This window comes from Burkholderia sp. 28_3 (genome assembly GCF_003253915.1).
Classification (GTDB): Bacteria; Pseudomonadota; Gammaproteobacteria; order Burkholderiales; family Burkholderiaceae; genus Burkholderia; species Burkholderia cenocepacia.
The window spans coordinates 1-20621 of the sequence record NZ_QKZF01000004.1 but is presented as its reverse complement, the minus strand read 5'-3'; the positions used below and the strand labels follow the sequence as shown (position 1 = coordinate 20621).

The window sequence follows — 20621 nt, the reverse complement described above, 5'->3', positions numbered from 1 at the left end:
AACCGCGAACGCGAGGCGCGCGATGGACGCAACGCTTCCCGCCGGACCCGGCGCCGACTCGGGCGCCCACGGCCAACCCGTCGTGCTCGAAACGCACGGCGTCGGCAAGACGTTCGGCGTCGTGCGCGCGCTGAACGGCGTGTCGCTGTCGCTGCGCGCGGGCGAGGTGCACGGGCTGATGGGCGAGAACGGCGCCGGCAAGTCGACGCTGATCAAGATCCTCACCGGCTTTCACCAGCCCGATGCGGGCGAGATCCGCGTCGACGGCGTGCCCGTGTCGTTCGACAGCCCGCGTGCCGCGCAGCGCGCGGGCATCTGCGCGGTCTACCAGGAAATCAACCTGATTCCCGAACGCAGCGTGGCCGAGAACATCTTCCTCGGTCACGAGCCGCGCCGCTTCGGCCCGTGGATCGACCGCCGCGCGATGCGGGCGCGTACCCGCGAGATCGTCGAGCGTTACGGGCTCGACGTCGATCCGGCCGACAAGGTCGGCTCGCTCGGGCTCGGCCAGCAGCAGATGGTGTCGATCGCACGCGGCGTGTCGCTCGGCGCGCGCGTGCTGATTCTCGACGAGCCGACTTCCGCGTTGAGCGGTGCGGAAGTCGAGGTGCTGTTCGGCGTCGTCGAGCAGTTGCGCGCGACCGGCATCGCGATCGTGCTGGTGAGCCATCGGCTGTCGGAGTGCTACCGGATGTGCGACCGGCTCACCGTGCTGCGCGACGGCGCGGTGGTGCGCAGCGAGTCGCCGGACCGGCTGCCGCGCATGGCGCTGATTGCGGCGATGCTCGGCCGCGAAGTCGGTGCGCACGGCCCGCGCGAACAGGCGGAGACGGTGGCCGCCGACACGACGCGGGAGCCCGCGCTCGCCGTCGACGGGCTGCGCTGGGGCACGCGTTTGCGCGACGTGTCGTTCCGCGTCGCGCCGAAGGAGATCGTCGGGCTCGCCGGTTTGCTCGGCGCGGGCCGCACCGAAACGTTCAAGGCCGTATTCGGCGCGCAGCAGCCGGACGGCGGCGCGGTGCGCGTCGGCGGCAGGGCGCTCGACGGCGCCGACCCGGCGCGCGCGATTCGCGCGGGGCTCGCGTTCCTGTCCGAGGATCGCCGCTCGGAAGGCATTTTCTCGAAGCTGTCGGTGCGCGAGAACATCGTCGTGTGCGTGCTGCCGCGCATCGCCCGGTTCGGCTTCATCTCCGTGCGCAAGCAGGAGGCGCTCGTCGAGCGCTACATCCGCGAGCTGGGCATCAAGGCGTCGCATGCGGGCGCGCCGATCTCGACGCTGTCCGGCGGCAACCAGCAGAAGGCGCTGATCGCGCGCTGCCTGTCGACCGAGCCGTCGGTGCTGCTGCTCGACGACCCGACGCGCGGCATCGACGTCGGCGCGAAGGCCGAAGTGCACGATCTCGTCAAACGGCTCGCCGACGACGGGCTCGCGGTGGTCGCGACGTCGTCGGAGATGGAAGAACTGCTCGAGCTGGCCGACCGGCTCGTGATCCTGCATGAAGGCGCGACGAGCGGCGAACTGCCGACGCGCGGCGCGAGCCCCGACGACGTGACCGCGCTGCTCGCGAACCAGACCTGACGCCCCGCACATCGACCCGAGGACGAGGACAGCGTGAATCTTGCCAACCTGATGAGCGAACCCGATGAAGCCCGCCGCCCGTCGCGCCGCTCGCTGTTCGCGCAGGCGCGCGACCACAGCGTGTATCTCGCGTTCGTCGCGCTCGCCGTCTTCAACCTGATCGTCACGCCCGGCTTCTCGAATCCGCTCGCCGCGCGCAGCCTGCTGTTCCAGGCCGCGCCGATCGTGCTGATCGCGCTCGGGCAGAACCTCGCGATCGCCACGCGCGGGATCGACCTGTCGGTCGGCTCGGTGATGGCGCTGTCCAGTGCGATCATCGCGGTGTGCCTGCCGTACGGCACCGGCGCGGCGTTCGCGGCGGCCATTGCGATCGGGCTCGCGGTCGGCCTGTTCAACGGCGGGCTCGTCGCGCGGCTCGGCATCGATCCGCTGATTTCCGGGCTCGCGTTGCTGGTCGCCGCGCGCGGGCTGGCGCAGGCGTTGCTCGGCGGCTCGCGCGTGAGCCTGCCGCCGTCCGATGCGTTCGACTTCGTCGGCATCGGCACGTGGTTCGGGCTGCCGGTCGTGATGCTGATCGCGCTCGTGTGCGCGGCCGTCGTGTTCTTCGTCGTACGCAACACGACCTTCGGGCGCTACACGATTCTCGTCGGCGCGAGCCGCGACGCCGCGCATCTGGCCGGCGTGCCGGTGCGGCGCACGCTGCTGGCGGTCTATGCGGCGAGCGGGGCGCTGGCCGGGCTGGCAGGCCTGTTCGCCACCGCGCGGCTCGGCGCAGGCGATCCGAACTATGTCGGCGTGAACTTCGAACTCGATGCGATCGCCGCGTCGGTGATCGGCGGCACGCCGCTGTCCGGCGGGCGCGTGTCGATCGTCGGCACCGTGTTCGGCGTGCTGCTCCTGCAACTGCTCGATGCCAGCTTCATCATGAACAACATCAGCTACACGTATGCGCAGATCCTGAAGGCCGCGTTCATCCTCGGCGCGCTGTATCTGCAACGCTCGGGAGCCTGACATGTCGACCGCGCCGATGACTCCGCACACCGCGCAGGATGCCGGCCGCGCGCGCCGCGCGCAGTTCGTCCGGCTCGTGCAGGCGCGCGGCGCGATCGCGATCCTCGTGCTCGTGTGCCTGATCGCCGGCCGCGTGTTTCCGCATTTCCTGAGTGCACCGAACCTGCTCGATATCGTCGCGGCCGCCGCGTTCGTCGCGCTGATCACGATCGGGCAGAGCTTCGTGATCATCCTCGGCGGGTTCGACCTGTCGGTCGGCTCGCTCGTCGGGCTCGGCACCGTGATCGCCGCGTATGCGGCGCCGTACGGCTGGGGCGCCGCGCTGGCCGCGCCGGTGTGCGTCGGGCTGATCGTCGGGCTCATGAACGGCTGGCTGATCGCCCGCGCGCGGATGGCGCCGTTCATCGTCACGCTCGCCGCATTGCTCGGCTTGAAAGGGCTGTCGCTCGTGCTCGCGAGCCAGGACATGCTGATCGCGAACCCCGGCTTCTTCGCGACGATCGCGAACGGCTCGCTGTTCGGCGTCGGCCATCTCGTGTGGATCGTGCTCGTCGCGTATCTCGTCGCCGCGTTCGTGCTGAATCACACGCGCTACGGCGCGGGCGTGTTCGCGATCGGCGGCAACGAGGAGGCGGCGCGCATGCTCGGCGTGAACGTCGAGGGGCTCAAGGTCGTCACGTACGGACTGAGCGGGGCGCTGGCGGGGCTGGCCGGCGCACTGCTCGCGTCGCGGCTCGATTCGGGGCTGCCGGGCGCCGGCAACAGCTACGAGCTGCAATCGATCGCGGCGGCGGTGATCGGCGGCGTGCTGCTGACGGGCGGCGTCGGCACGCTGTTCGGCCCGCTCGCGGGCGTGCTGCTGCTCGGCGTGATCGAGAACGTGATCAACCAGGTCGGCACGTTGAGCCCGTACTACCAGAACCTCGCGAGCGGCGCGTTCCTGCTGCTCGCGGTGATCGCGCAGACGCTGCTGACCGGCAAGCGGCGCAAGCGCTGACGCGCACGGTGTCGTGCCGCCGCAAACTGGAACGCTTAATGCTTGTCTCACGTGATCCTTTCGATGAAGGAGCACCGCGATGAGCACGCCGACCACCACCGCTTTTTCCCACGTGAAGCCGCAGGACACCGCCTTTCAAGGCGAGGGCCTGCGCGACTTCTTCCTGTACCGCGATCTCGGTATCGCCGCCGCGACGAACGGCAAGGTCGTCGCGCAACTCGTCAGGGCCAATCATGCACCGGAGGCGGGCACCGGCTGGCACCGTCACGAGGCCGAGTTCCATATCGTGATCATGCTGAAGGGCTGGGCGCGCTTCATGTACGGCGAACAGGAAACGCTGGTGGCGGCGGGCGACTGCGTGCACCAGGCGCCGGGGATCGTCCACTACCTGTTCGATTACTCGCCGGACATGGAGTACCTGGAGATCGTCGGGCCTGCCGACTTCAAATCGATCGATGTCGACGGGCCGTGCGCGGTGCCGGAACCGACGCCGTGGGGCGAGGTCGGTGCGTAGCCGGTCGAGTGGGTGTGCGTTCTAGACGAACCGCCTGCATTCAGGCGGTTTTTTATTGGTCGGCGCGATTTACGCGCACTGCTTTTCGCTTCGACACATTCCTTCGAATTCCAAACGATCGAGAAGCTGAAGAACCAGAAAGAAAAGAAAGACATTCGTCAGCTTCGATCGTCGACAGGCGATGCGATGTCAAAGATCGTCAATTGCCCGCAGGGGCGGTGCACGGCGTGTCGACGCCCGGCGTTAAGGAGGTACCAGCCGGATCACCGGCTGACTATCCGGGAGAGTTTCACCATGAACCGCATCGCGAAGATCCTGACGGCCACCGCACTGGCTTGCGCCGTGCTCGTGCCGGCACTGGCCGAAGCGCATTCGCACCGCGTGTGCCACTTCGATCATCACCATCACCGCGTGTGCCGCTGGGCGCGGTAACCGTCGCTGTCGCCGGGGATGTCCCGGACGCTTTCGTCATTCAGGCAAATCAGGAGAGGATCATGAAAAAAACGATGTTGATCGCCGCGCTGGTCGCCGGCATGGGTGTGTCGATCGGTGCGTTCGCGCAGGTTCCGGCCAGCGCGCCGGCCGGCACGACCGGGCTGTGCAAGGACGGCTCGTTCTACTCGGGCGCGTCGAAGAAGGGCGCATGTGCGGGCCACAAGGGCGTGAAGACGTGGTACGGCGCATCGGGCGCTGCCGCGGCGAGCGCACCGGCCGCGGCCCCGGCTACGGCGGCTTCCGCCGCGCCGGCATCGGGCGCCGCAGGCGCGAAGAGCGCCGCCACGACGGCCGCGGCGCCGGGCGGCGGCGCGGGCAAGGTGTGGGCGAACGACAGCACGAAGGTCTATCACTGCTCGACCGACAAGTACTACGGCAAGACGAAGCACGGCAGCTACATGTCGGAAGCCGACGCGAAGGCGAAGGGCTACCACGCGTCGCACGGCAAGGCCTGCTCGTAACGAGCCGGCCCGGCGCGCGAGCGGTTTCGCTCGCGCGTCGTCCGAATGCTGCAGCACACATCGCCCCGCCTCTCAGGCGGGGCGATTCACTGTGTGGCTAGCCGCGTTCAGTGCGTGTGCGCCGATTGCGCTTCGGTCGCCGCATCGATCCCGGATGCCCGTGCATCGAGCAGCGCGCGCAGCGTGACGTAGTGCGTGCCGTGCGTGTCGCCTTGCGCGTCCGCGGTGCGATCGTACGGCTCGTTGTCGTGGATCGTCGCCCGCACGATCGGATAGATCTGCGTTTCCCACCGGCTGCCGTTGAACACGCCGTAGTGCCCGACGCCCGTCTGTACATGGTGCGTCTTCAGGTACGACGGCAATCCCGAACACAGTTCCTGCGCGGCCACCGTCTGGCCTACCGCGCAGATATCGTCCTTCTCGCCTTCGATCGTCAACAGCGCGGTGCGATGAATCGCCGCCGGTTCGACCAGCGTGTCGCCCACCGCCAGCTCGCCGCGCGCGAGCGCGTACTGCTGGAACACCTTCTCGACCGTTTCCAGATAGAACTCCGCGGTGAGGTCGGCCGTCGCGAAATATTCGTCGTAGAAGTGCCGCAACGTGTCGGCTTTCGCGGGGTCGCCTTTCGCGCGTTCGTAGTACAGATCGGCGAACGACGCCGCATGGCGGTCCGGGTTCATCGACATGAACGCGCCGACCTGCACGAAGCCCGGATACACGCACCGCTGCGCGCCGACGAAACCCGTCGGCACCACGCTGATCAGGTTGCGCGCGAACCATTCGATCGGCTGGCTCGTCGCGAGTTCGTTGACCTTCGTCGGATTCACGCGGCAGTCGATCGGGCCGGCCATCAACGTGAGGCTCGCGGGCTGCGCGGGATCGCCGCCGGCCGCCATCAGCGAGACGGCCGCCAGCGACGCGACGGTCGGCTGGCAAATCGCCAGCACGTGCGCGTCCGGGCCGATGTGGCGGATGAAGTCGATCACGTGCGTGACGTACTCGTCGAAGCCGAAGCGTCCGGCCGCCAGCGGGATGTCGCGCGGGTTGTGCCAATCGGTGATGTACACGTCGTGGTCGGCCAGCATCGTGCGCACCGTGCCGCGCAGCAGCGTCGCGAAGTGCCCGGACATCGGCGCGACGATCAGCACGCGCGGCTGGCGCGCGACCGGCCCCGCCTTGCGGAAATGCAGCAATGTCGCGAACGGCGTGACCGCCGCCGCTTCCTCGACGATCGGCACCGTTTCGTCGTCGACGACGACCGACGCGATTCCGAACGGCGGCCGCCGATGCGAGAACGCGCAGCATTCGAGCAGTTCGCACAGCGCGTCGACCATGCGGCCGGTCGGCGTCGATGTCGCCGGCGGCCACAGCGACATCGTCGCGCGGGTGGCGGCGGCCCATGCACGCGCCGGGCGCAGGCATTCCGCAGACCATTGATAAAAGGGATAGGCAAGCAGGTTCATGACCGTCGCTCGTGACGCCGCATTGCAAGGAACGAGGCAAGCCGTATGCCAGCGTGAGGCTGGCACGCGCGTTGCAGCGGTTCGGGAGCGCGGCGGCACGCGCGGGACGTGATGACGCAGGGGCGAAGGTGACGCGTTGCCTTGCCGGTCGGGCGTGCGACACATGCCGCGCGGCCGTGCGACGTTGCGCCAGTTCGGCGAACGGACCGCACAGACGTGGTGCGGCCGTTCATGCGGCGCGTCCGTTTACGGTGCAGGGGCACGAACGACATTCAGCAGGGGAGCGACATGGAATCCAACGCACGGACGACGCTGACCATCAGCAGCCGCAATTACTCGTCGTGGTCGATGCGCGGCTGGCTGCTCGCGAAGCTGAGCGGGCTCGCGTTCGAGACGATCAGCGTGCCGATCGATGCGACGTCGCGCGCGGAGCTGCTGCTGCTGTCGCCGTCTATCCTCGTGCCGTGCCTGACGCACGACGGCAACGCGGTGTGGGATACGCTCGCGATCGCCGAATACCTGAACGAGATCCGCCCGCAGGCGCGGCTGCTGCCCGACGACCGGCATGCGCGCGCGCATTGCCGGTCGATCTGCGGCGAAATGCATTCCGGCTTCAGCGCGTTGCGATCCGCGCTGCCGATGAACCTGCGCGGACATTTCCCCGGCTTCCGGATCTGGTCGCGCGCGCAGCACGACATCGAGCGGATCGTGACGATCTGGCGCGAGTGCCTGGCCGAGTACGGCGGCCCCTGGCTGTTCGGTGCCGAGATCGGCATCGCCGACGCGATGTATGCGCCGGTCGTCACGCGCTTCCTGACCTACGACGTGAAACTCGAACCGGACGTCGCCGAGTACTGCATGCGCGTCCTCGCGCATCCGTTCGTCGCCGAATGGATCGACGCGGCGAAGGCCGAGCACGAAGACATCGACGAACTCGACATGGAGTTCTGACCGGACGCATGCGGTCGCGGTGGGCTTTCAATTTCACTACATGCGCAAACGGCGAAACGAACGATCGATGCGCCCGCGCAATCCGCAAACGTTTTACCTTGATTTCGGTTCGAAACGAGCACGAATGCCCTAAAGGATGTTGCGCACGATGACGTAAACGAGTCACGGGGACGACTCGCGATCGCATGCTTCAGACGTGCGACGCGCAGTCCGCAATAACCAGCGCAGCAGGGGAATCGACTTGAATCGTCAGCAATCGTGGACGCGTACCGCGGCGCCCGGAGAAATCATCTACTCGGAGGGCTTCGCGGGCGAGCCCGTCATCTTTCTGATTACCGACGGCAAGGTCGAGCTGTCCACGCGCTGCGAAGACAAGCGCGTGATCGTCGCGACGCTCGGCCGCGGCGAATTCTTCGGCGAATCGGCGCTGCTCGCCGCCGAACCGCGCGCGCATACCGCGAAGGCGCTTTCGTTCTGTCAGCTCACCGTCGTGCCGGCCGGCATGCTCGATGAAGAAATCGAGCGCGTGTCCGCGCTGCTGCGTCATATCGTGCGAACGATGATCCGCCGCGTGAAGCGCAAGGACGACCAACTGGCGACCTATACGCATGCCGATTTCATGCCGGGCGTGCTGTCGTATGCGCACGTGCTGTCGCTGATGGCCGGCGCCGACGCGCGCGAATCCGGCGACACGTGGGCACGCCGGCCGATGCAGGCGCACGCGGCCGAAACCTCGGTGCCGCTTGCCGAAGTGATTCGCAAATGCCGCGCGATTGCCGGCCATTCGCGGCCGCACGTGCTCGCGATGCTGCGGCGCATGGAGAAGCTCAACCTCGTCACGATCGAAGCCGCGCAGGGCGACGGCACCGGCGGCGCAAGCGATTACGCGGCTTCGTCGGATGCGCGCCAGGTCGTCACGTTCGACGCCGCACGCGTGATCGACCGCGCGCAACAGGTGGCCGATCACGATCTCGACGTATCGATCAACAGTGAACTCGAACTCATCGAACTGGCCGATCTCGAATCGCTGATCGGCGTCGACAAGACGCTGCTGCTCAACAAGCTGTCGAACGGCGAGATCGCGGAAGAAGTGTTCGCGTTCCGCAAATCGAAGGTGCTGAACTACGTCGAACAGAAAGGCGTTGCGTACTTCTCGCGCCGCAACGCGCGCCGCGGCGGCGACGTACGCGCGCTCGAGGATCTCGTCTGGATCGACCAGCGCACGCTGTTCGACGTGATCAGCGCGTTCGATACCTATGACCTCGCGAAGCTGATCGCGAACCTCGACGATCGCGCGGTGGCCGACAAGCTGTTTTCCGTGATGACCGAGGCGCGGCGCAACGAGGTGTCGTGGGTGATGCGCCGCGAACTCAAGCTCGATCCGGTCGAGATCGACGAGATCGAACAGCGTGTGCTGGAGGCCGTACGCGCGGCGAAGGCGCCTGCGGCGGGCGCAACGGCCGTTGCGTCGACTTCGGCGTCGGATGCGTGATACGGAGGCGCGTATGGATCTGTTGACCCTGGTCGGGGTGGTGCTGGGCGGCGCGGCGATCGTGTTCGGGTTCGCGCTGGAAGGCGGGCATTTCTCGATGCTGTTCCAGTTCGAGGCGCTCGTGATCGTGCTCGGCGGCACGCTCGGCGCGGTGATGATCCAGAACACGTGGGCGCGCTTCTTCGACGCGGTGAAGCAGTTGCGGCTCGCGTTCGTGCGGGCGCGCGAAGTCGATCGCAAGAACCTGTCCGACCTGCTCGAATGGGGCGATCGCGCGAAGCTCGACGGGCTGCTCGCGTTCGAATCGATGGACGTGAGCGGGATTCATCCGTTTGCGCGGCGCGGGCTCGAACTGCTGGCGAATGGCGTGTCGACCGCGGTGCTCGAAGATGCGTTGCAACGCGAACTCGATGCGTACGAACGCAGCCGCCTCGCCGCCGTGCGCGTGTGGCAGCAGGCCGGCGGCTATGCGCCGACCTTCGGCATTCTCGGTTCGGTGCTCGGGCTCGTGCAGGTGACGAGCCATATTCTGGAGCCGGCACAGCTCGGGCCGGGCATCGCGGTGGCGTTCGTCGCGACGCTGTACGGGCTCGCGTTCGCGAACCTCGTGTTCCTGCCGCTGTACGGCAAGCTGCGCGCGCAGATCGACAGCGAGATGCGCTTCCGCAAGCTGTATCTCGACGGCTTGCTCGCGATCTCGCGCAAGGAGTCGCCGCATACGATCGAGACGCGGTTGACCGGCGATGTGCGCGGGCGGGCGGCGGAATCGCTCGCGTGATGTTCATGTGCTTCGTGCTTGCGCGTGGGCCTGTATTTGTACCGTATGACGAACCCGGATTCCCGACGGCATGACTGCTCGAACTGACGGCGCATCCGCTGCCGATCGCGACGATGACGAACTCGAAGGCGCGCAGTCCGGACGCTGGCTGATTTCGTACGCGGATCTCATCACGACGCTGATGGTGCTGTTTCTCGCGCTGTACGTGCTTCAGCTCGCGAAATACAACGCGCTCGATGCGCGGTATCAGACGCTTGCGCGGCAGGCCGGGGGCGCGGCGACTGCCGCCGTCGATACCGCGAGGTCCGACCCTGCGCCGCCGTGGCTCGCGCTGCTCGATTCGTTGAAGTCGAATGGACGCATTTCGCTGGTGAAGGCGCCGCATGGCGTCGAGATCGGTATCGACGCGAAGATTCTGTTCAACGTCGGCGATGCGCGGTTGCTGCCCGATTCGTCGCCGGTGCTGAACCAGATTGCGCAGGCATTGAGCGCGCATGCAACCGGCGACATCCTCGTCGAAGGCCACACCGACAGCGTACCGATCGCGAACGCGAAATACGAATCGAACTGGGAGCTTTCGTCGGCGCGGGCGGGGAGTGTGGTGCGTTATCTGACCGAGCGTGGTGTTACGCCGCATCGGCTGGCGGCGATCGGGCGGGCCGATACGCAGCCGCTTGTTGCGGGGGACGATGCGGCATCAAGAGCGCGAAACCGGCGCGTCACGATCTTCGTTGCGTATTGATCCGCGCGTTGTATTTGCATGGTTCTCGTACATATAGGCGGCTGCATATGCCCGCCCATCAACAACATAACGAATCTCGAATGATCGACATTTGAAATCGACGATGTGGTTCTGCGCGTGCATGCCGATAACCCAAACTGGCTCAGACCGAGCGGTTATCGAGGGTTCCCCATGCATTTCTGGCGCAAGCTTTCCATTCAGAACAAGCTGATTCTCAGCATGACGGGTTGCCTGCTCGTGTTCGTCGCGATTTCGAGCGGGCTCAGCGTTCGTCTGATCGGCAACGCGGTGCGAGAGCGCGTCGTCCGCGAAGAGCTGCCGACCGCCGTCAACGGTATCCGCGCCGACGTGCAGCGCCAGATGGCCGGCCCGATCGCCGCGTCGCGCATTCTCGCGCGCGATGCGTTCCTGCTGCAATGGGAAGCCGACGGCGAACCCGACGCCGGCACGCGCAACTGGATCCAGCTCGCGAAGAACGTGAAGGACGAGCAGAAGGCCGCGTCCGTGCAGTGGGTGTCGGTGAAGAGCGGCAACTACTACAACGAAGCCGGCTTGCAGCGGAAGGTGACCGACAAGGATCAGTGGCTGACCAGTTTCCTGTCGTCGGGCAAGGCGTACGACGTGAACATGGATCGCGAGGTGACCGTCGGCGGCTACATGATGTTCATCAACAGCCGCGTGGAGCTCGACGGCGTGCCGATCGGTGCGGCGTGCATGAGCCTGTCCGTCGATGCGCTCGCGAAGGGGATCTCGGCTTACCGGATCGGTGACACCGGGTTTGCGTACCTCGTGCGCCCCGACGGCGCAATCATGATGCATCGCGATACGTCGCTGATCGACGGTAAGCATTTTCTGAAGGATGAGCCGGGGTTGCCGGGAGATGCGTCGTCGACGTTGCTTGCGGGCAAGCCGTATGCGTATCTCAGCTACGACGGTGATGGCGGCGCGCGGTTTATCGCGACGTCGTTTATTCCTGAGTTGAATGCGTATGTGGTGGTCCAGGTGCCGCAGGCCGAACTGCTCGGACCGGTGACGCGTGCGATCCGCAGCGCGGCACTGGTTGCGGCGGTGGTGGGGCTTGGGGTTGCGTTGATCGTGATCTGGCTGGTGGGGCGTGCAATTGCCGCACCGATTCGGCGGGCGGCTACGCTGCTGTCGGAGATTGCCAGCGGTCAGGGCGATTTGACGCGCCGGATGACGGTTGAGAGCGAGGACGAGATCGGGCAATTGTCGGATGCGTTCAACCGGTTCGTGTCGTCGTTGTCGACGCTCGTTCATCGGATTCGTGCGGCATCGGCTTCGATTGCGACCGGATCGGCGCAGATTGCTTCAGGGAATGCGGATCTGAGCGAACGCACCGAAGGGCAGTCGAGCAACCTGGAGCGAACGGCTTCGTCGATGGAAGAGATCACGGCCGTGGTGCGCAACAACACCGAGACGGCGACGACGGCCGCGAAGATGATCAATGGCGCGGCGGATACGGCGGCGCGGGGCGGGCAGGTGGTGGGGGAAGTCGTGACGACGATGGAGCAGATCAGTGACGCTTCGCAACGGATTTCCGAGATCATCGTGATGATCGACAGTATTTCGTTTCAGACGAATATTCTGGCGTTGAATGCCGCGGTGGAGGCGGCGCGGGCGGGAGAGCAGGGGCGTGGGTTTGCTGTTGTTGCTTCGGAGGTTCGGAATCTGGCGCAGCGTAGTGCGCAGGCGGCGAAGGAGATTAAAGCGCTGATCGAGCACAGCGCGGGGACGGTGGGTGCCGGGTCGCGGCTCGTGAGTGAGGCGGGGAAGGTGATGAGTGATGTTGTCTCGCAGGTTCAAGGCGTTAGCGCGATGATGAGCGAGATTGCGGAGGCTAGCTTGGAGCAGAGTGCCGGGATCGATCAGATCGGGGACGCGGTGCAGTCGCTCGATCAGATGACGCAGCAGAACGCGGCTTTGGTCGAGGAAAGTGCGGCGGCGGCGGAGAGTTTGAAGCAGCAGGCGGCGGAATTGACCAAACTGGTTTCGGCTTTTAAGGTGGATGAGTAAGGGTAATTTGGAGTTTGGGATTGAGGTGTTCGGGGCGGCTGCCGTGGGTTCACGGCGGCCGTTTTTGCTTGTTAGCGCCGGATTTAATCGCGTTTGGAAATGAAACACATTTTCATATTGACGGGTTGGGGCGGTGGAGGGAATCTTTCTGTCAATATATTACGAAGTATAAAGCCGTGGTTGATCGGGTTGTTGCCCGGTGGATGGGCTAATCGTTAAATTGGGTTGGCCTATGGGAAAGGGTTCATGGTTTTTTGTTCATAATCTCTTATTATGCTAACGATTTCGTTCTTGGCACGAGAATCTTCAAATCTATGAACAAAGACGATGAAGTTGTTATTGTCCTGAATGCATATTTTTGAATAATGATCTGGAATTTTTTGGCGGGATTTAAGATAAATTCTTGCAATGAGACCGTCGAAGTAAAACCTGACGTAAGTAATTTTTTGTTCGTGTTGATCTCCGCTGTTGGGTTGTGTCTCTTCTTCTAATAGGGGGACGCGATTGTGGGCGGGGCCTTCTGTCAATTGATACAGTAAGATTGGAAAATCGTCGAAAGGGCCTGGTTCTCGGGCTAAGATTCTGGATCTTAAATCCTCAATTTCGTTGCTTGTAAGTTGCACGTGCCGGAAATGGTCAAGCTTGGTTGCGCCGGCTCGCCAAAGCAAGCTCAAGAAAAATATCCGGAGTGTGGCTGAATTTGTTACATGGACTTCGCGAATGCTTGGGCCTTCATCGAGACTCCAATTGGTTATAGGCTGCTGTCCATTCAATCCGCTCCAAATTAAGCGAAGTCTTCTGAGTTCGTCAATGCCGCGTGAATCTATGTCGCTTAATATGTCCTCGCCGGCTTGAGTGACGAGTTTCAAGTCATACCAACTGTCTGACGTTCTTGTTGCTCTTCCTCCAATCTCAGATTGGATGCGTTTTTCGCCTGTTTTTGAGAGGCGAGTTAGCGCTCTTGGGATAAGGTGTGATTTTATGAATTGACCCGTTTCCCCGGTCAATGCACAGGTTCCGAATGTTTTTCTTTTCATGGGTGCTCTCGATTTTTCGGAGATGATGGTCGAATTAGTCACCGATTCAAGATATTTGGGTTGAGCTTGGAAATATGATGGTATTGTCCTTTCGAAGCGTATTAAGAATATTTTGTCGAAAATCAACATCAAACGCCAACCGGCAACGTCTGCTGTATCGCACTCACAATCCCATCGCGTACATCGTCCGTAAGGCAGATACGGCACCACTCCGTCACCATCGTTTCCCACACACTCGTGCCACTCTTGAGAATTCTATCGCCGACCAAAGTAGGCCAGCGATGAAAATCGGGATTCAGTAAAGTATCCTCAAAGTAAGTATGTAGATCACCGGCGCCGATGCCGAACCTCTCGTGTAAGTTCCCCCAATTATGTCCTTGAAGATCCTGAAATACAACGCGCTCTGGCGCATCATTTCCTGGCAATCGAACGCATCCCATTGAATCCTGCTGATCGCCATCGAGAACACCAATGCCGGGTTGAGGTAGCTTGTTTTCCAACGCTAATTTACCCATCATCGCAACGACATTTGCTGGACCGACAGGCGAAACCTTAATGCGCGAAAGGATGGCATGTCCATCTGGATGCCGTGCGATAATTTCCCTAACCCAAACCTCGCCGGATCGATCCTCGACGTACACAAACGACTCGGGATGAATTGCGTCGTCGAGTTTTGTCAATGCAAATTCTGGGCTGGCTCCATATATAACGGTAGGTCCCTCCGCGGTCGGCAATAGAAGCACCCTTGCCTCGGGAGGAAGTTCTTCAAGAACATATGGACTATGCGTTGAAACAATAACTTGAACTCGTCGAAGACGACTTAGTTTTATGAGGAAGTTGATAAGTCGCCGCTGAGCGCGAGGGTGAAGGGATGCTTCGACCTCGTCGATGATAACTAGTGAGTTATTTGGAACCTCTTGAAGCGCCAGCATTAAATCCAAGGACGTGTCTTCACCAGCGCCCTGGTGGAACTGGGAGATTTCGCCAAAGTCCCGCTGGAGTAGGCCAACTTTACGCTTTACATTTACGTCTGGTGCAGCAAAGCGTGCATTTTTGTATTCTCGCCCTAAGATGTACGAGAGATGTCCTCTGTATTCGTCAGACAAAGATTCAGTCGAAATTTCTCCCGCCGCTAGGCGGGCGACGCGTGCATATCCGGCAGTGGCATCTAGCGGTAAGGTTCGCGCAACGTCAAACCAGTAAATACGTCTGATATGGCGCTTTTCTGGAAAACTCCAGCGTTTGCTAGGCTTGCGAATCTTGAAGTTCTGGGTTATATCGCCCGTTTTAATCTGATATCCGAGGTCGATCGCAGCGAGAGTGTCCCAATGGGTATCGAGAAAGAAATCGGAAGGGAAATATCCGCCATCTTTAGTTTTGTCATACGCGGCGGCGGCGACCTTGAGAACGGTGCTTTTTCCTGCGCCGTTCTCTCCAACAATTGCAACCACGGGGAACTTAAACTGTACCACTTGACCTTGCCAACCTCTCAGGCCCGCGATGTCAACGCGCTCCAAGAACTGCGGCCATTGACCACCCTGGAACTGGTCCCGAATACGAGTAATTTCGCCTACATCCATGTTTTCACCGTAGCGCGTTGTTTGGAACATCATAGCGGAATCCATAGCTTTTTCCACGTTGATCGCGTGTCGGATGAAGATTTTCGGCGACGAACGTTGAGGAAACTCGTGCGATGCGGTATTGCTATACCTAATGGCCAATCCCCCTCATTTCCCCATTTCTGAGATGCCAGCCCGACTACACTGGTCATGAAGCCTTGCTTCTCACCATCGGAAGTTGACCGCAGTCCCCTCCGCCCCGATAGTCGAAAGAAAGCCGTCTTGCTCAACAAGACCCAGTGAAGAGGGGAAAAAGAAGGGGAAACCCGAGGGACCAAAAAAGCGCGGGCCGCATGGGCGGCAACCCATACGACCCGCTGACCACCACCAACTCAGTACAGGAGTCGGAAATGGCTGACGCCAATACTAAGCCACGTCGTAGAAAGAGCAAACCCGTCAACATGCAGAAGAGGTTTGAGCTGGTCCTGCGCAACTACCCGGACCTTCCCAAACGAGGCTGGCCGTACCTGCCGTGGATGCAGGCGATCGACATTGATTTCAAGATCTTCGGATTCAAGCCGGGCGACCGCATATATCTGAACGCCAACTACGTGACCCGGCAGATCACGATCACGCCGGACTACGGTCAGTTGGCGCTGCGAGAGCAGCCGTACCACGATCCTGATTGGGTACCGCCGCCGCTGTAACGTCTGTGAGGGCCGCTTGATGCGGCTCTAGCGAGTGGAATGCAGGCGTTTCCCGAATGCGATTGACCGCCGGGGCGACACCGCCCCGGCCATTGCCGCGAGCGCCGCAATTCCCACCTTCAGCGACCTTCAACAACTGTCACGACCACAAGGCCCGTGAGGCAGCACCGTGCCTGCGGAAATAGCCGAATGGCTTCACACATCACCGTCCGCCGACACCCCGCTTCACAACCGCCCCCCGCTGCAACACATACTCGACCCGCGAGCCTTCATCGGCCACCACCCCGATCTCCTCAAGCGGATTCCCATCCAGCACGACGAGGTCGGCGATCGCCCCCACGGCAACCACCCCAAGCTGCCCCGTCATGTTGACAATCTCCGCCGCCACCGTCGTCGCCGACCTAAGCGCCTCCAGATTCCCAAGCACCTCCGCTCGAATCCGAAACTCCCCAGACTGAAACGCATGCATCTCCCCGAGCAGATCCGACCCGAACCCCATCTTCACGCCGGCTTTCGCATAGATCTCAAGCGACTCGCGTCCTTTCTGCTGCACGGAAGCCACCTTCGCGATGGAGTCCGCCGGCATCCCAAACTCCGCCCCATGTTTCGCCAACGCGTCATAAGTCACCAGCGTCGGCACCACAAACGCCCCCCGCTCACGCATGAGCATCGCAGCCGCTTCATCCACCAAATTCCCATGCTCGATCGTCCGCACGCCGCACCTCACAGCCCGCGCAATCGCCCGCCCCGTATACGCATGCGCCATCACATAAGTATTCGCGGCCTCGGCCTCGTCGACGATCGCCCGAATCTCATCCTCCGAATACTGCGTGTTCGCAATCGGATCGGTCGGCGAAGCCACGCCGCCTGACGCCATTATCTTGATTTGCGTCGCGCCTTTCTGAATCTCCTCACGCACGGCGAGCCGCACCCCTTCGACGCCATCGACGACCCGCGCAATCGCCCCCGTCCTGAAACAGCAGGAGCAAGGCTCCAGCACATCGCCACGAGGCCGGAAATCCCCATGCCCACCAGTCTGCGACAACGCCTTCCCCGACGGAAAAATCCGCGGCCCTGGAATCAGCCCTGTCTCAACGGCCTGCATCAAGCTCCAATCCGCGCCCCCCGCATCCCGCACACTGGTAAACCCCCGCGACAACATCGCATCGAGAATCGGCAGCGACCGAATCGCCGCGAGAATATTCGGCTGCGTCGCATTCGCACCCAGGTTCGCGCTCGACGCCAGCACATGCACATGGCAGTCGATGAACCCGGGCATCACGGTCTTGCCGCGCACATCGATCACCTGCGCATTCGGCAAATCCACCGGCCGATCGGTGACTTCGACGATCCGCTCGCCTTCGATCACGACATGATGATGTTCGAGCAACACGCCTCGTTCGAGGTCGAGCACGTTGCCGCCTTGAAGCACGGTAATGGTCATGAGCAAAAATCCTTATCGAGTCGTTGCGGCCGCACGCTTCGCATCCTTCACGAAGCGCGTGCCGACGAAACTGACGGCCGCCGCGAGCATCACGTAGAACGCGGGCGCCATGTTGCTGCCGGTGCGGGCGATGAGCCACGTGATCAGGAACGGCGCGAACCCGCCGAAGATCGTCACCGCGAAGTTGTACGCGACGGACAACCCGGTCGACAGCACCTTGGTCGGAAACAGCTCCGCGAACGCCGCGAGGATCGGCCCCGTATAGGCCGCGATCAGCACGCCGAACACGGCCTGGAACACGATCAGCGACGCGAACCCCGGCGCATGATTGATCCACGAGAACATCGGCCACGCGAGCACGAGGATCGCGAGCGCCGAGCCGGACAGGAACACGCGGCGTCCGCACGCGTCGGCGAGTCGCCCGACGATCGGCGAGCAGCACATGATCATCAGCCCGCCGACCATCCCGGCCGTGAAGCCGGTCGATTGCGGCAGATGCAGCGTGCGCACGGAATAGGTCGGCATGTAGAACAGCAGCACGTAGGTGCAGACGGTCCACAGGATGACCATCGAGAAACTCGCGAACGTCTCGCGCGGATACGTGTGCAGCACTTCCTTCAGCGGCGAGCTTTCCTTCGCCTGCGATTCGACGGCGCTGAACGCGGGCGTCTCGTCGATATGGCTGCGAATGAAGTAGCCGACCGGCCCGACGACGATCCCGAGCAGGAACGGCAGCCGCCAGCCCCAGCTATGCAGCGCCTGCGTGTCGAGCGACGTCGTGACGAACGTGCCGGTCGCCGCACCGAGCAGCACCGCGAAGCCGATGCTCGACTGGATCCAGCTCGAGTAATACGCGCGCTTCTCCGGCGGCGCGTATTCGGTGAGGAACGCGGTGGCGCCGCCCATCTCGCCGCCGGCCGAGAAGCCTTGCAGCAGCCGCGCGACGACGATCAGGAGCGGCGCGGCGATGCCGGCCTGTTCGTAGGTCGGCGCGATCCCGATCAGCGCGGTGCCGGCCGCCATCAGCAGGATCGTGAGCGACAGCGCGGCCTTGCGTCCGACCTTGTCGGCATAGACGCCGAGCACGATGCCGCCCACCGGCCGCATGAAGAAGCCCACGCCGAACGTCGCGACGGTGAGCAGCACGGACGTCAGTTCGTTGCCGGTCGGGAAGAACAGCTTCGCGATGATCACCGCGAAGAAGCTGTAGACGGTGAAGTCGAACCATTCGAGACCGTTGCCGATCACGGTCGCGACGATGGCGCGGCGGCGCTGTTGCACCGCTGCATCGACGGCAGCCGCGGCGCGCGGGGAGAGCGTTCCTTGCATGGTCTCTTCCTTGGTCAGAAGACGGGGCGGCTGCCCCGCGTGAATCCCATGCTAAGGACAGCCGCAATTTTTTCTGAAACGAAAGATTCGCATGCCTGCATGCGCTGCACGCATGGATCGGGCGCGTGGTATTCAGGCCCCGGTTTGCTGCTCCGCCTGTTCGAACAGCCAGCGGGTGAACAGGCGGGCGGCCTGGTTCTGAGCGCGGTCGTTCGGCGAGATCACGTAATAGCCGCCGCCGTGGCTCGCGGACGCTTCCGTCACGCGCACGAGCAGGCCGGCTTCGATGCAGGCGTCGATCATGTAGCGCCAGCCGAGCGACACGCCCTGACCGAGTATCGTCATCTGCACGATCTGCGGATAGGAGTTGATCGTGATGTCCTGCGGCTGCGCCTTCTGCCGGTCGACGTCGTTCAGGTCGAACCATTCGGACCACGACATCCATTGGCGCTGGCCGTCTTCGAGGCGCAGCAGCGTTTCGTTCGCGAGATCGGCCGCGTCGAGCGTGCGGCCGGCCAGATAGCCGGGCGCGCAGACGGGGAACACCTCCTCGTCGAACAGCCGGCGCGCGGTGTATTCGGCCGGCGCCTGCTGGCGCACGTAGTAGACGCCGACGTCGAATTCCGCGGGCGACATCGATGCCAGGCCGTCGCGCACAATCAGGCGCAGCTTGATGTTGGGATAGGTGGCGCGAAAGTCCGGTAGCCGCGGCGTGAGCCACAGCAGCGCGACGCCGGACGAGCACGCGATCGTCAGTTCGAGATCGCCGTATGGTTTCATGACGTCGTGCGTGGCTTCCGCGCATTGCACGAGCAGACGGTGGACTTGCGCCGCGTATTGCTCGCCGGCGATCGTCAGCCGCAGCGAACGGTGTTCGCGCACGAACAGCGAGCGGCCGAGGAATTCCTCGAGCTGCTGGATCTGGCGGCTGATCGCGCTTTGGGTCAGGTGCAGTTCGGCGGCGGCTTTCGTGAAACTCGCGTGCCGCACGGCGGCTTCGAACGCGATGAGGCACTGAAGAGGCGGCAGGGGCGTGATGCGCATGGCGGGCAGGGGAGTCAGGGGAGGCGCTGCCTCCATGATACGGGCGGACCTGACGAGAAAATCGCCACTCGTGACGGGGCTGTGGATTCGCCCTATTCGTGCGAAGATTGCGCGAAACAACACCAACACCGACACGTACCCGAGAACGACGTGACCCTATCGAACCCTGAGAGCAAAGTGAAAGCCGCCCACCCACCCTGGATGCCTGTCGCGCTGGCCGAACTCGGCATCCGCCGCCACCCGCCGGGCAGCATCAACCCGCGCATCGTCGAATACAACAACCAGACGAACCTGGTCGGCTACGACGACAAGATTTCCTGGTGCTCGTCCTTCGTGAACTGGTGCATGGCGCACGCCGGATTCCGCGGCACCGGCTCCGCGCTCGCGCGCTCGTGGCTGGAATGGGGCAAACCGCTGGAGCGCCCGGTCTACGGCTGCATCGCGATCCTGACGCGCGATGATCCGACGAGCTGGAAAGGGCACGTGGGTTTCTACCTGCGGCACGACGCCGAACACGTTCACCTGTTTGGCGGCAACCAGCTGGAAGAGGTTCGGGAACTTGCGTATCCGTTGCATGAAGTGATCGGATACCGTTGGCCGGCTACCGAGTGACCCGGAGCAGCAGTGCCAACCGGAAATCTCCGCCTCTACGCGGATGTGCAATACACGAGCCATTATGCGATGTCGGTCTTCGTCGCGCTCGAAGTTGCAATGCTCCATAAAATTTGGCCGGCCTGTTATTTCTAACAGGTCTTTCCTCTCAGTGGAAACGTTTATCTACAAAATCGAGTAACTCAACACGGTTGCTCGGAGACCGATTTAGCGTGCATTTTGTAGAATTGCACATGCTCCTGAAGGAGGCGAAGCGATCGGGCGTTTCAATCCTGGCTAGGGAAACGCTGATTTATTCGGCTCGGCGGTCATCGCAGACGTAGCCGAGGACGTTTAGAAGACAGCTCACGGAACGGACCCACGACGATGAAG

19 protein-coding genes are annotated in these 20621 nt (G+C 63.0%); 13 read left to right on the top strand and 6 right to left on the bottom strand.

All coding sequences use genetic code 11. The features are described 5' to 3' along the window. Positions 1–22 precede the first annotated feature (22 nt). The 6 genes from DFS13_RS10735 (at position 23) to DFS13_RS10715 (ending at position 5057) form a co-directional block, all read left to right on the top strand. A complete protein-coding gene (locus DFS13_RS10735) occupies positions 23–1579 on the top strand; it encodes a sugar ABC transporter ATP-binding protein (protein ID WP_060212664.1) in 1557 nt (518 codons plus the stop codon). A gap of 33 nt (positions 1580–1612) precedes the next feature. Further along, positions 1613–2590 (top strand): ABC transporter permease, encoded by a 978-nt coding sequence (locus tag DFS13_RS10730; protein WP_006488625.1) that lies wholly within the window; start codon positions 1613–1615, stop codon positions 2588–2590. A gap of 16 nt (positions 2591–2606) precedes the next feature. Continuing rightward, positions 2607–3587 carry an ABC transporter permease gene (locus DFS13_RS10725; RefSeq protein ID WP_226245117.1) on the top strand — a complete coding sequence of 327 codons (981 nt, stop codon included), beginning with the start codon at positions 2607–2609 and terminating at the stop codon, positions 3585–3587. 79 nt (positions 3588–3666) lie between these two features. Then, on the top strand, positions 3667–4101 hold the full coding sequence (locus DFS13_RS10720) for a cupin domain-containing protein (RefSeq protein WP_006488629.1): 435 nt from the start codon (positions 3667–3669) through the stop codon (positions 4099–4101). A gap of 294 nt (positions 4102–4395) precedes the next feature. Continuing rightward, entirely contained in the window at positions 4396–4533 is a 138-nt protein-coding gene (locus DFS13_RS40265) for an HHHH-motif protein (protein ID WP_166677911.1), read from the top strand. Positions 4534–4595: 62 nt separating this feature from the next. Beyond that, a complete protein-coding gene (locus DFS13_RS10715; RefSeq protein ID WP_006496048.1) occupies positions 4596–5057 on the top strand; it encodes a DUF3761 domain-containing protein in 462 nt (153 codons plus the stop codon). Positions 5058–5164: 107 nt separating this feature from the next. Here DFS13_RS10715 and DFS13_RS10710 read toward each other — a convergent pair whose 3' ends face one another. Continuing rightward, positions 5165–6520 (bottom strand): polyhydroxyalkanoate depolymerase, encoded by a 1356-nt coding sequence (locus DFS13_RS10710; protein WP_060212662.1) that lies wholly within the window; start codon positions 6518–6520, stop codon positions 5165–5167. A gap of 288 nt (positions 6521–6808) precedes the next feature. Between DFS13_RS10710 and DFS13_RS10705 the strand changes: the two genes are divergently transcribed. The 5 genes from DFS13_RS10705 to DFS13_RS10680 all read left to right on the top strand — a co-directional run bounded on the left by DFS13_RS10705 (position 6809) and on the right by DFS13_RS10680 (position 12517). After that, positions 6809–7471 (top strand): glutathione S-transferase family protein, encoded by a 663-nt coding sequence (locus DFS13_RS10705; protein WP_006496046.1) that lies wholly within the window; start codon positions 6809–6811, stop codon positions 7469–7471. Between the two features lie 241 nt (positions 7472–7712). After that, complete coding sequence (locus DFS13_RS10700; protein ID WP_034202675.1) at positions 7713–8963, top strand: Crp/Fnr family transcriptional regulator; 1251 nt, start codon at positions 7713–7715, stop codon at positions 8961–8963. A gap of 13 nt (positions 8964–8976) precedes the next feature. After that, complete coding sequence (locus DFS13_RS10695) at positions 8977–9741, top strand: flagellar motor protein (protein ID WP_006484340.1); 765 nt, start codon at positions 8977–8979, stop codon at positions 9739–9741. Positions 9742–9811: 70 nt separating this feature from the next. Next, positions 9812–10483, top strand: coding sequence for an OmpA family protein (locus DFS13_RS10690; RefSeq protein WP_060212659.1), 672 nt, complete (start codon positions 9812–9814; stop codon positions 10481–10483). Positions 10484–10654: 171 nt separating this feature from the next. Further along, a complete protein-coding gene (locus DFS13_RS10680; RefSeq protein WP_060212657.1) occupies positions 10655–12517 on the top strand; it encodes a methyl-accepting chemotaxis protein in 1863 nt (620 codons plus the stop codon). Positions 12518–12747: 230 nt separating this feature from the next. Here the strand turns inward: DFS13_RS10680 and DFS13_RS39860 are convergent, their stop codons facing one another. Together DFS13_RS39860 and DFS13_RS10675 are read right to left on the bottom strand one after the other, a co-directional pair. Further along, the gene (locus DFS13_RS39860; RefSeq protein WP_134163147.1) at positions 12748–13554 is read right to left on the bottom strand and encodes a hypothetical protein; all 807 of its coding nucleotides are present in this window, start codon (positions 13552–13554) and stop codon (positions 12748–12750) included. A 128-nt stretch (positions 13555–13682) separates the two neighbouring features. Continuing rightward, positions 13683–15191 carry an ATP-dependent endonuclease gene (locus tag DFS13_RS10675; protein ID WP_212234400.1) on the bottom strand — a complete coding sequence of 503 codons (1509 nt, stop codon included), beginning with the start codon at positions 15189–15191 and terminating at the stop codon, positions 13683–13685. A 332-nt stretch (positions 15192–15523) separates the two neighbouring features. On the opposite strand from DFS13_RS10675, the gene DFS13_RS10670 reads away from it, so the two are divergent. After that, a complete protein-coding gene (locus DFS13_RS10670; protein ID WP_060212982.1) occupies positions 15524–15820 on the top strand; it encodes a hypothetical protein in 297 nt (98 codons plus the stop codon). A 202-nt stretch (positions 15821–16022) separates the two neighbouring features. Here DFS13_RS10670 and DFS13_RS10665 read toward each other — a convergent pair whose 3' ends face one another. From DFS13_RS10665 to DFS13_RS10655, 3 genes are all read right to left on the bottom strand, one after another. Continuing rightward, positions 16023–17264, bottom strand: coding sequence for an amidohydrolase family protein (locus DFS13_RS10665; protein ID WP_060212655.1), 1242 nt, complete (start codon positions 17262–17264; stop codon positions 16023–16025). Between the two features lie 12 nt (positions 17265–17276). Then, complete coding sequence (locus DFS13_RS10660; protein ID WP_060212652.1) at positions 17277–18593, bottom strand: MFS transporter; 1317 nt, start codon at positions 18591–18593, stop codon at positions 17277–17279. Between the two features lie 132 nt (positions 18594–18725). Then, a complete protein-coding gene (locus DFS13_RS10655) occupies positions 18726–19637 on the bottom strand; it encodes a LysR substrate-binding domain-containing protein (RefSeq protein WP_034178642.1) in 912 nt (303 codons plus the stop codon). 201 nt (positions 19638–19838) lie between these two features. Here DFS13_RS10655 and DFS13_RS10650 point away from each other — a divergent pair, with 201 nt between their 5' ends. Beyond that, the gene (locus tag DFS13_RS10650; RefSeq protein WP_006496036.1) at positions 19839–20249 is read left to right on the top strand and encodes a TIGR02594 family protein; all 411 of its coding nucleotides are present in this window, start codon (positions 19839–19841) and stop codon (positions 20247–20249) included. Positions 20250–20621 lie beyond the last annotated feature (372 nt).

Coding starts and splice junctions, on each gene's coding strand:
- DFS13_RS10735 (WP_060212664.1), top strand. CDS start 23: ATGGACGCAACGCTTCCCGCCGGACCCGGCGCCGACTCGGGCGCCCAC.
- DFS13_RS10725 (WP_226245117.1), top strand. CDS start 2,607: ATGACTCCGCACACCGCGCAGGATGCCGGCCGCGCGCGCCGCGCGCAG.
- DFS13_RS10720 (WP_006488629.1), top strand. CDS start 3,667: ATGAGCACGCCGACCACCACCGCTTTTTCCCACGTGAAGCCGCAGGAC.
- DFS13_RS40265 (WP_166677911.1), top strand. CDS start 4,396: ATGAACCGCATCGCGAAGATCCTGACGGCCACCGCACTGGCTTGCGCC.
- DFS13_RS10715 (WP_006496048.1), top strand. CDS start 4,596: ATGAAAAAAACGATGTTGATCGCCGCGCTGGTCGCCGGCATGGGTGTG.
- DFS13_RS10710 (WP_060212662.1), bottom strand. CDS start 6,520: ATGAACCTGCTTGCCTATCCCTTTTATCAATGGTCTGCGGAATGCCTG.
- DFS13_RS10705 (WP_006496046.1), top strand. CDS start 6,809: ATGGAATCCAACGCACGGACGACGCTGACCATCAGCAGCCGCAATTAC.
- DFS13_RS10695 (WP_006484340.1), top strand. CDS start 8,977: ATGGATCTGTTGACCCTGGTCGGGGTGGTGCTGGGCGGCGCGGCGATC.
- DFS13_RS10690 (WP_060212659.1), top strand. CDS start 9,812: ATGACTGCTCGAACTGACGGCGCATCCGCTGCCGATCGCGACGATGAC.
- DFS13_RS10680 (WP_060212657.1), top strand. CDS start 10,655: ATGCATTTCTGGCGCAAGCTTTCCATTCAGAACAAGCTGATTCTCAGC.
- DFS13_RS39860 (WP_134163147.1), bottom strand. CDS start 13,554: ATGAAAAGAAAAACATTCGGAACCTGTGCATTGACCGGGGAAACGGGT.
- DFS13_RS10670 (WP_060212982.1), top strand. CDS start 15,524: ATGGCTGACGCCAATACTAAGCCACGTCGTAGAAAGAGCAAACCCGTC.
- DFS13_RS10665 (WP_060212655.1), bottom strand. CDS start 17,264: ATGACCATTACCGTGCTTCAAGGCGGCAACGTGCTCGACCTCGAACGA.
- DFS13_RS10660 (WP_060212652.1), bottom strand. CDS start 18,593: ATGCAAGGAACGCTCTCCCCGCGCGCCGCGGCTGCCGTCGATGCAGCG.
- DFS13_RS10655 (WP_034178642.1), bottom strand. CDS start 19,637: ATGCGCATCACGCCCCTGCCGCCTCTTCAGTGCCTCATCGCGTTCGAA.
- DFS13_RS10650 (WP_006496036.1), top strand. CDS start 19,839: ATGCCTGTCGCGCTGGCCGAACTCGGCATCCGCCGCCACCCGCCGGGC.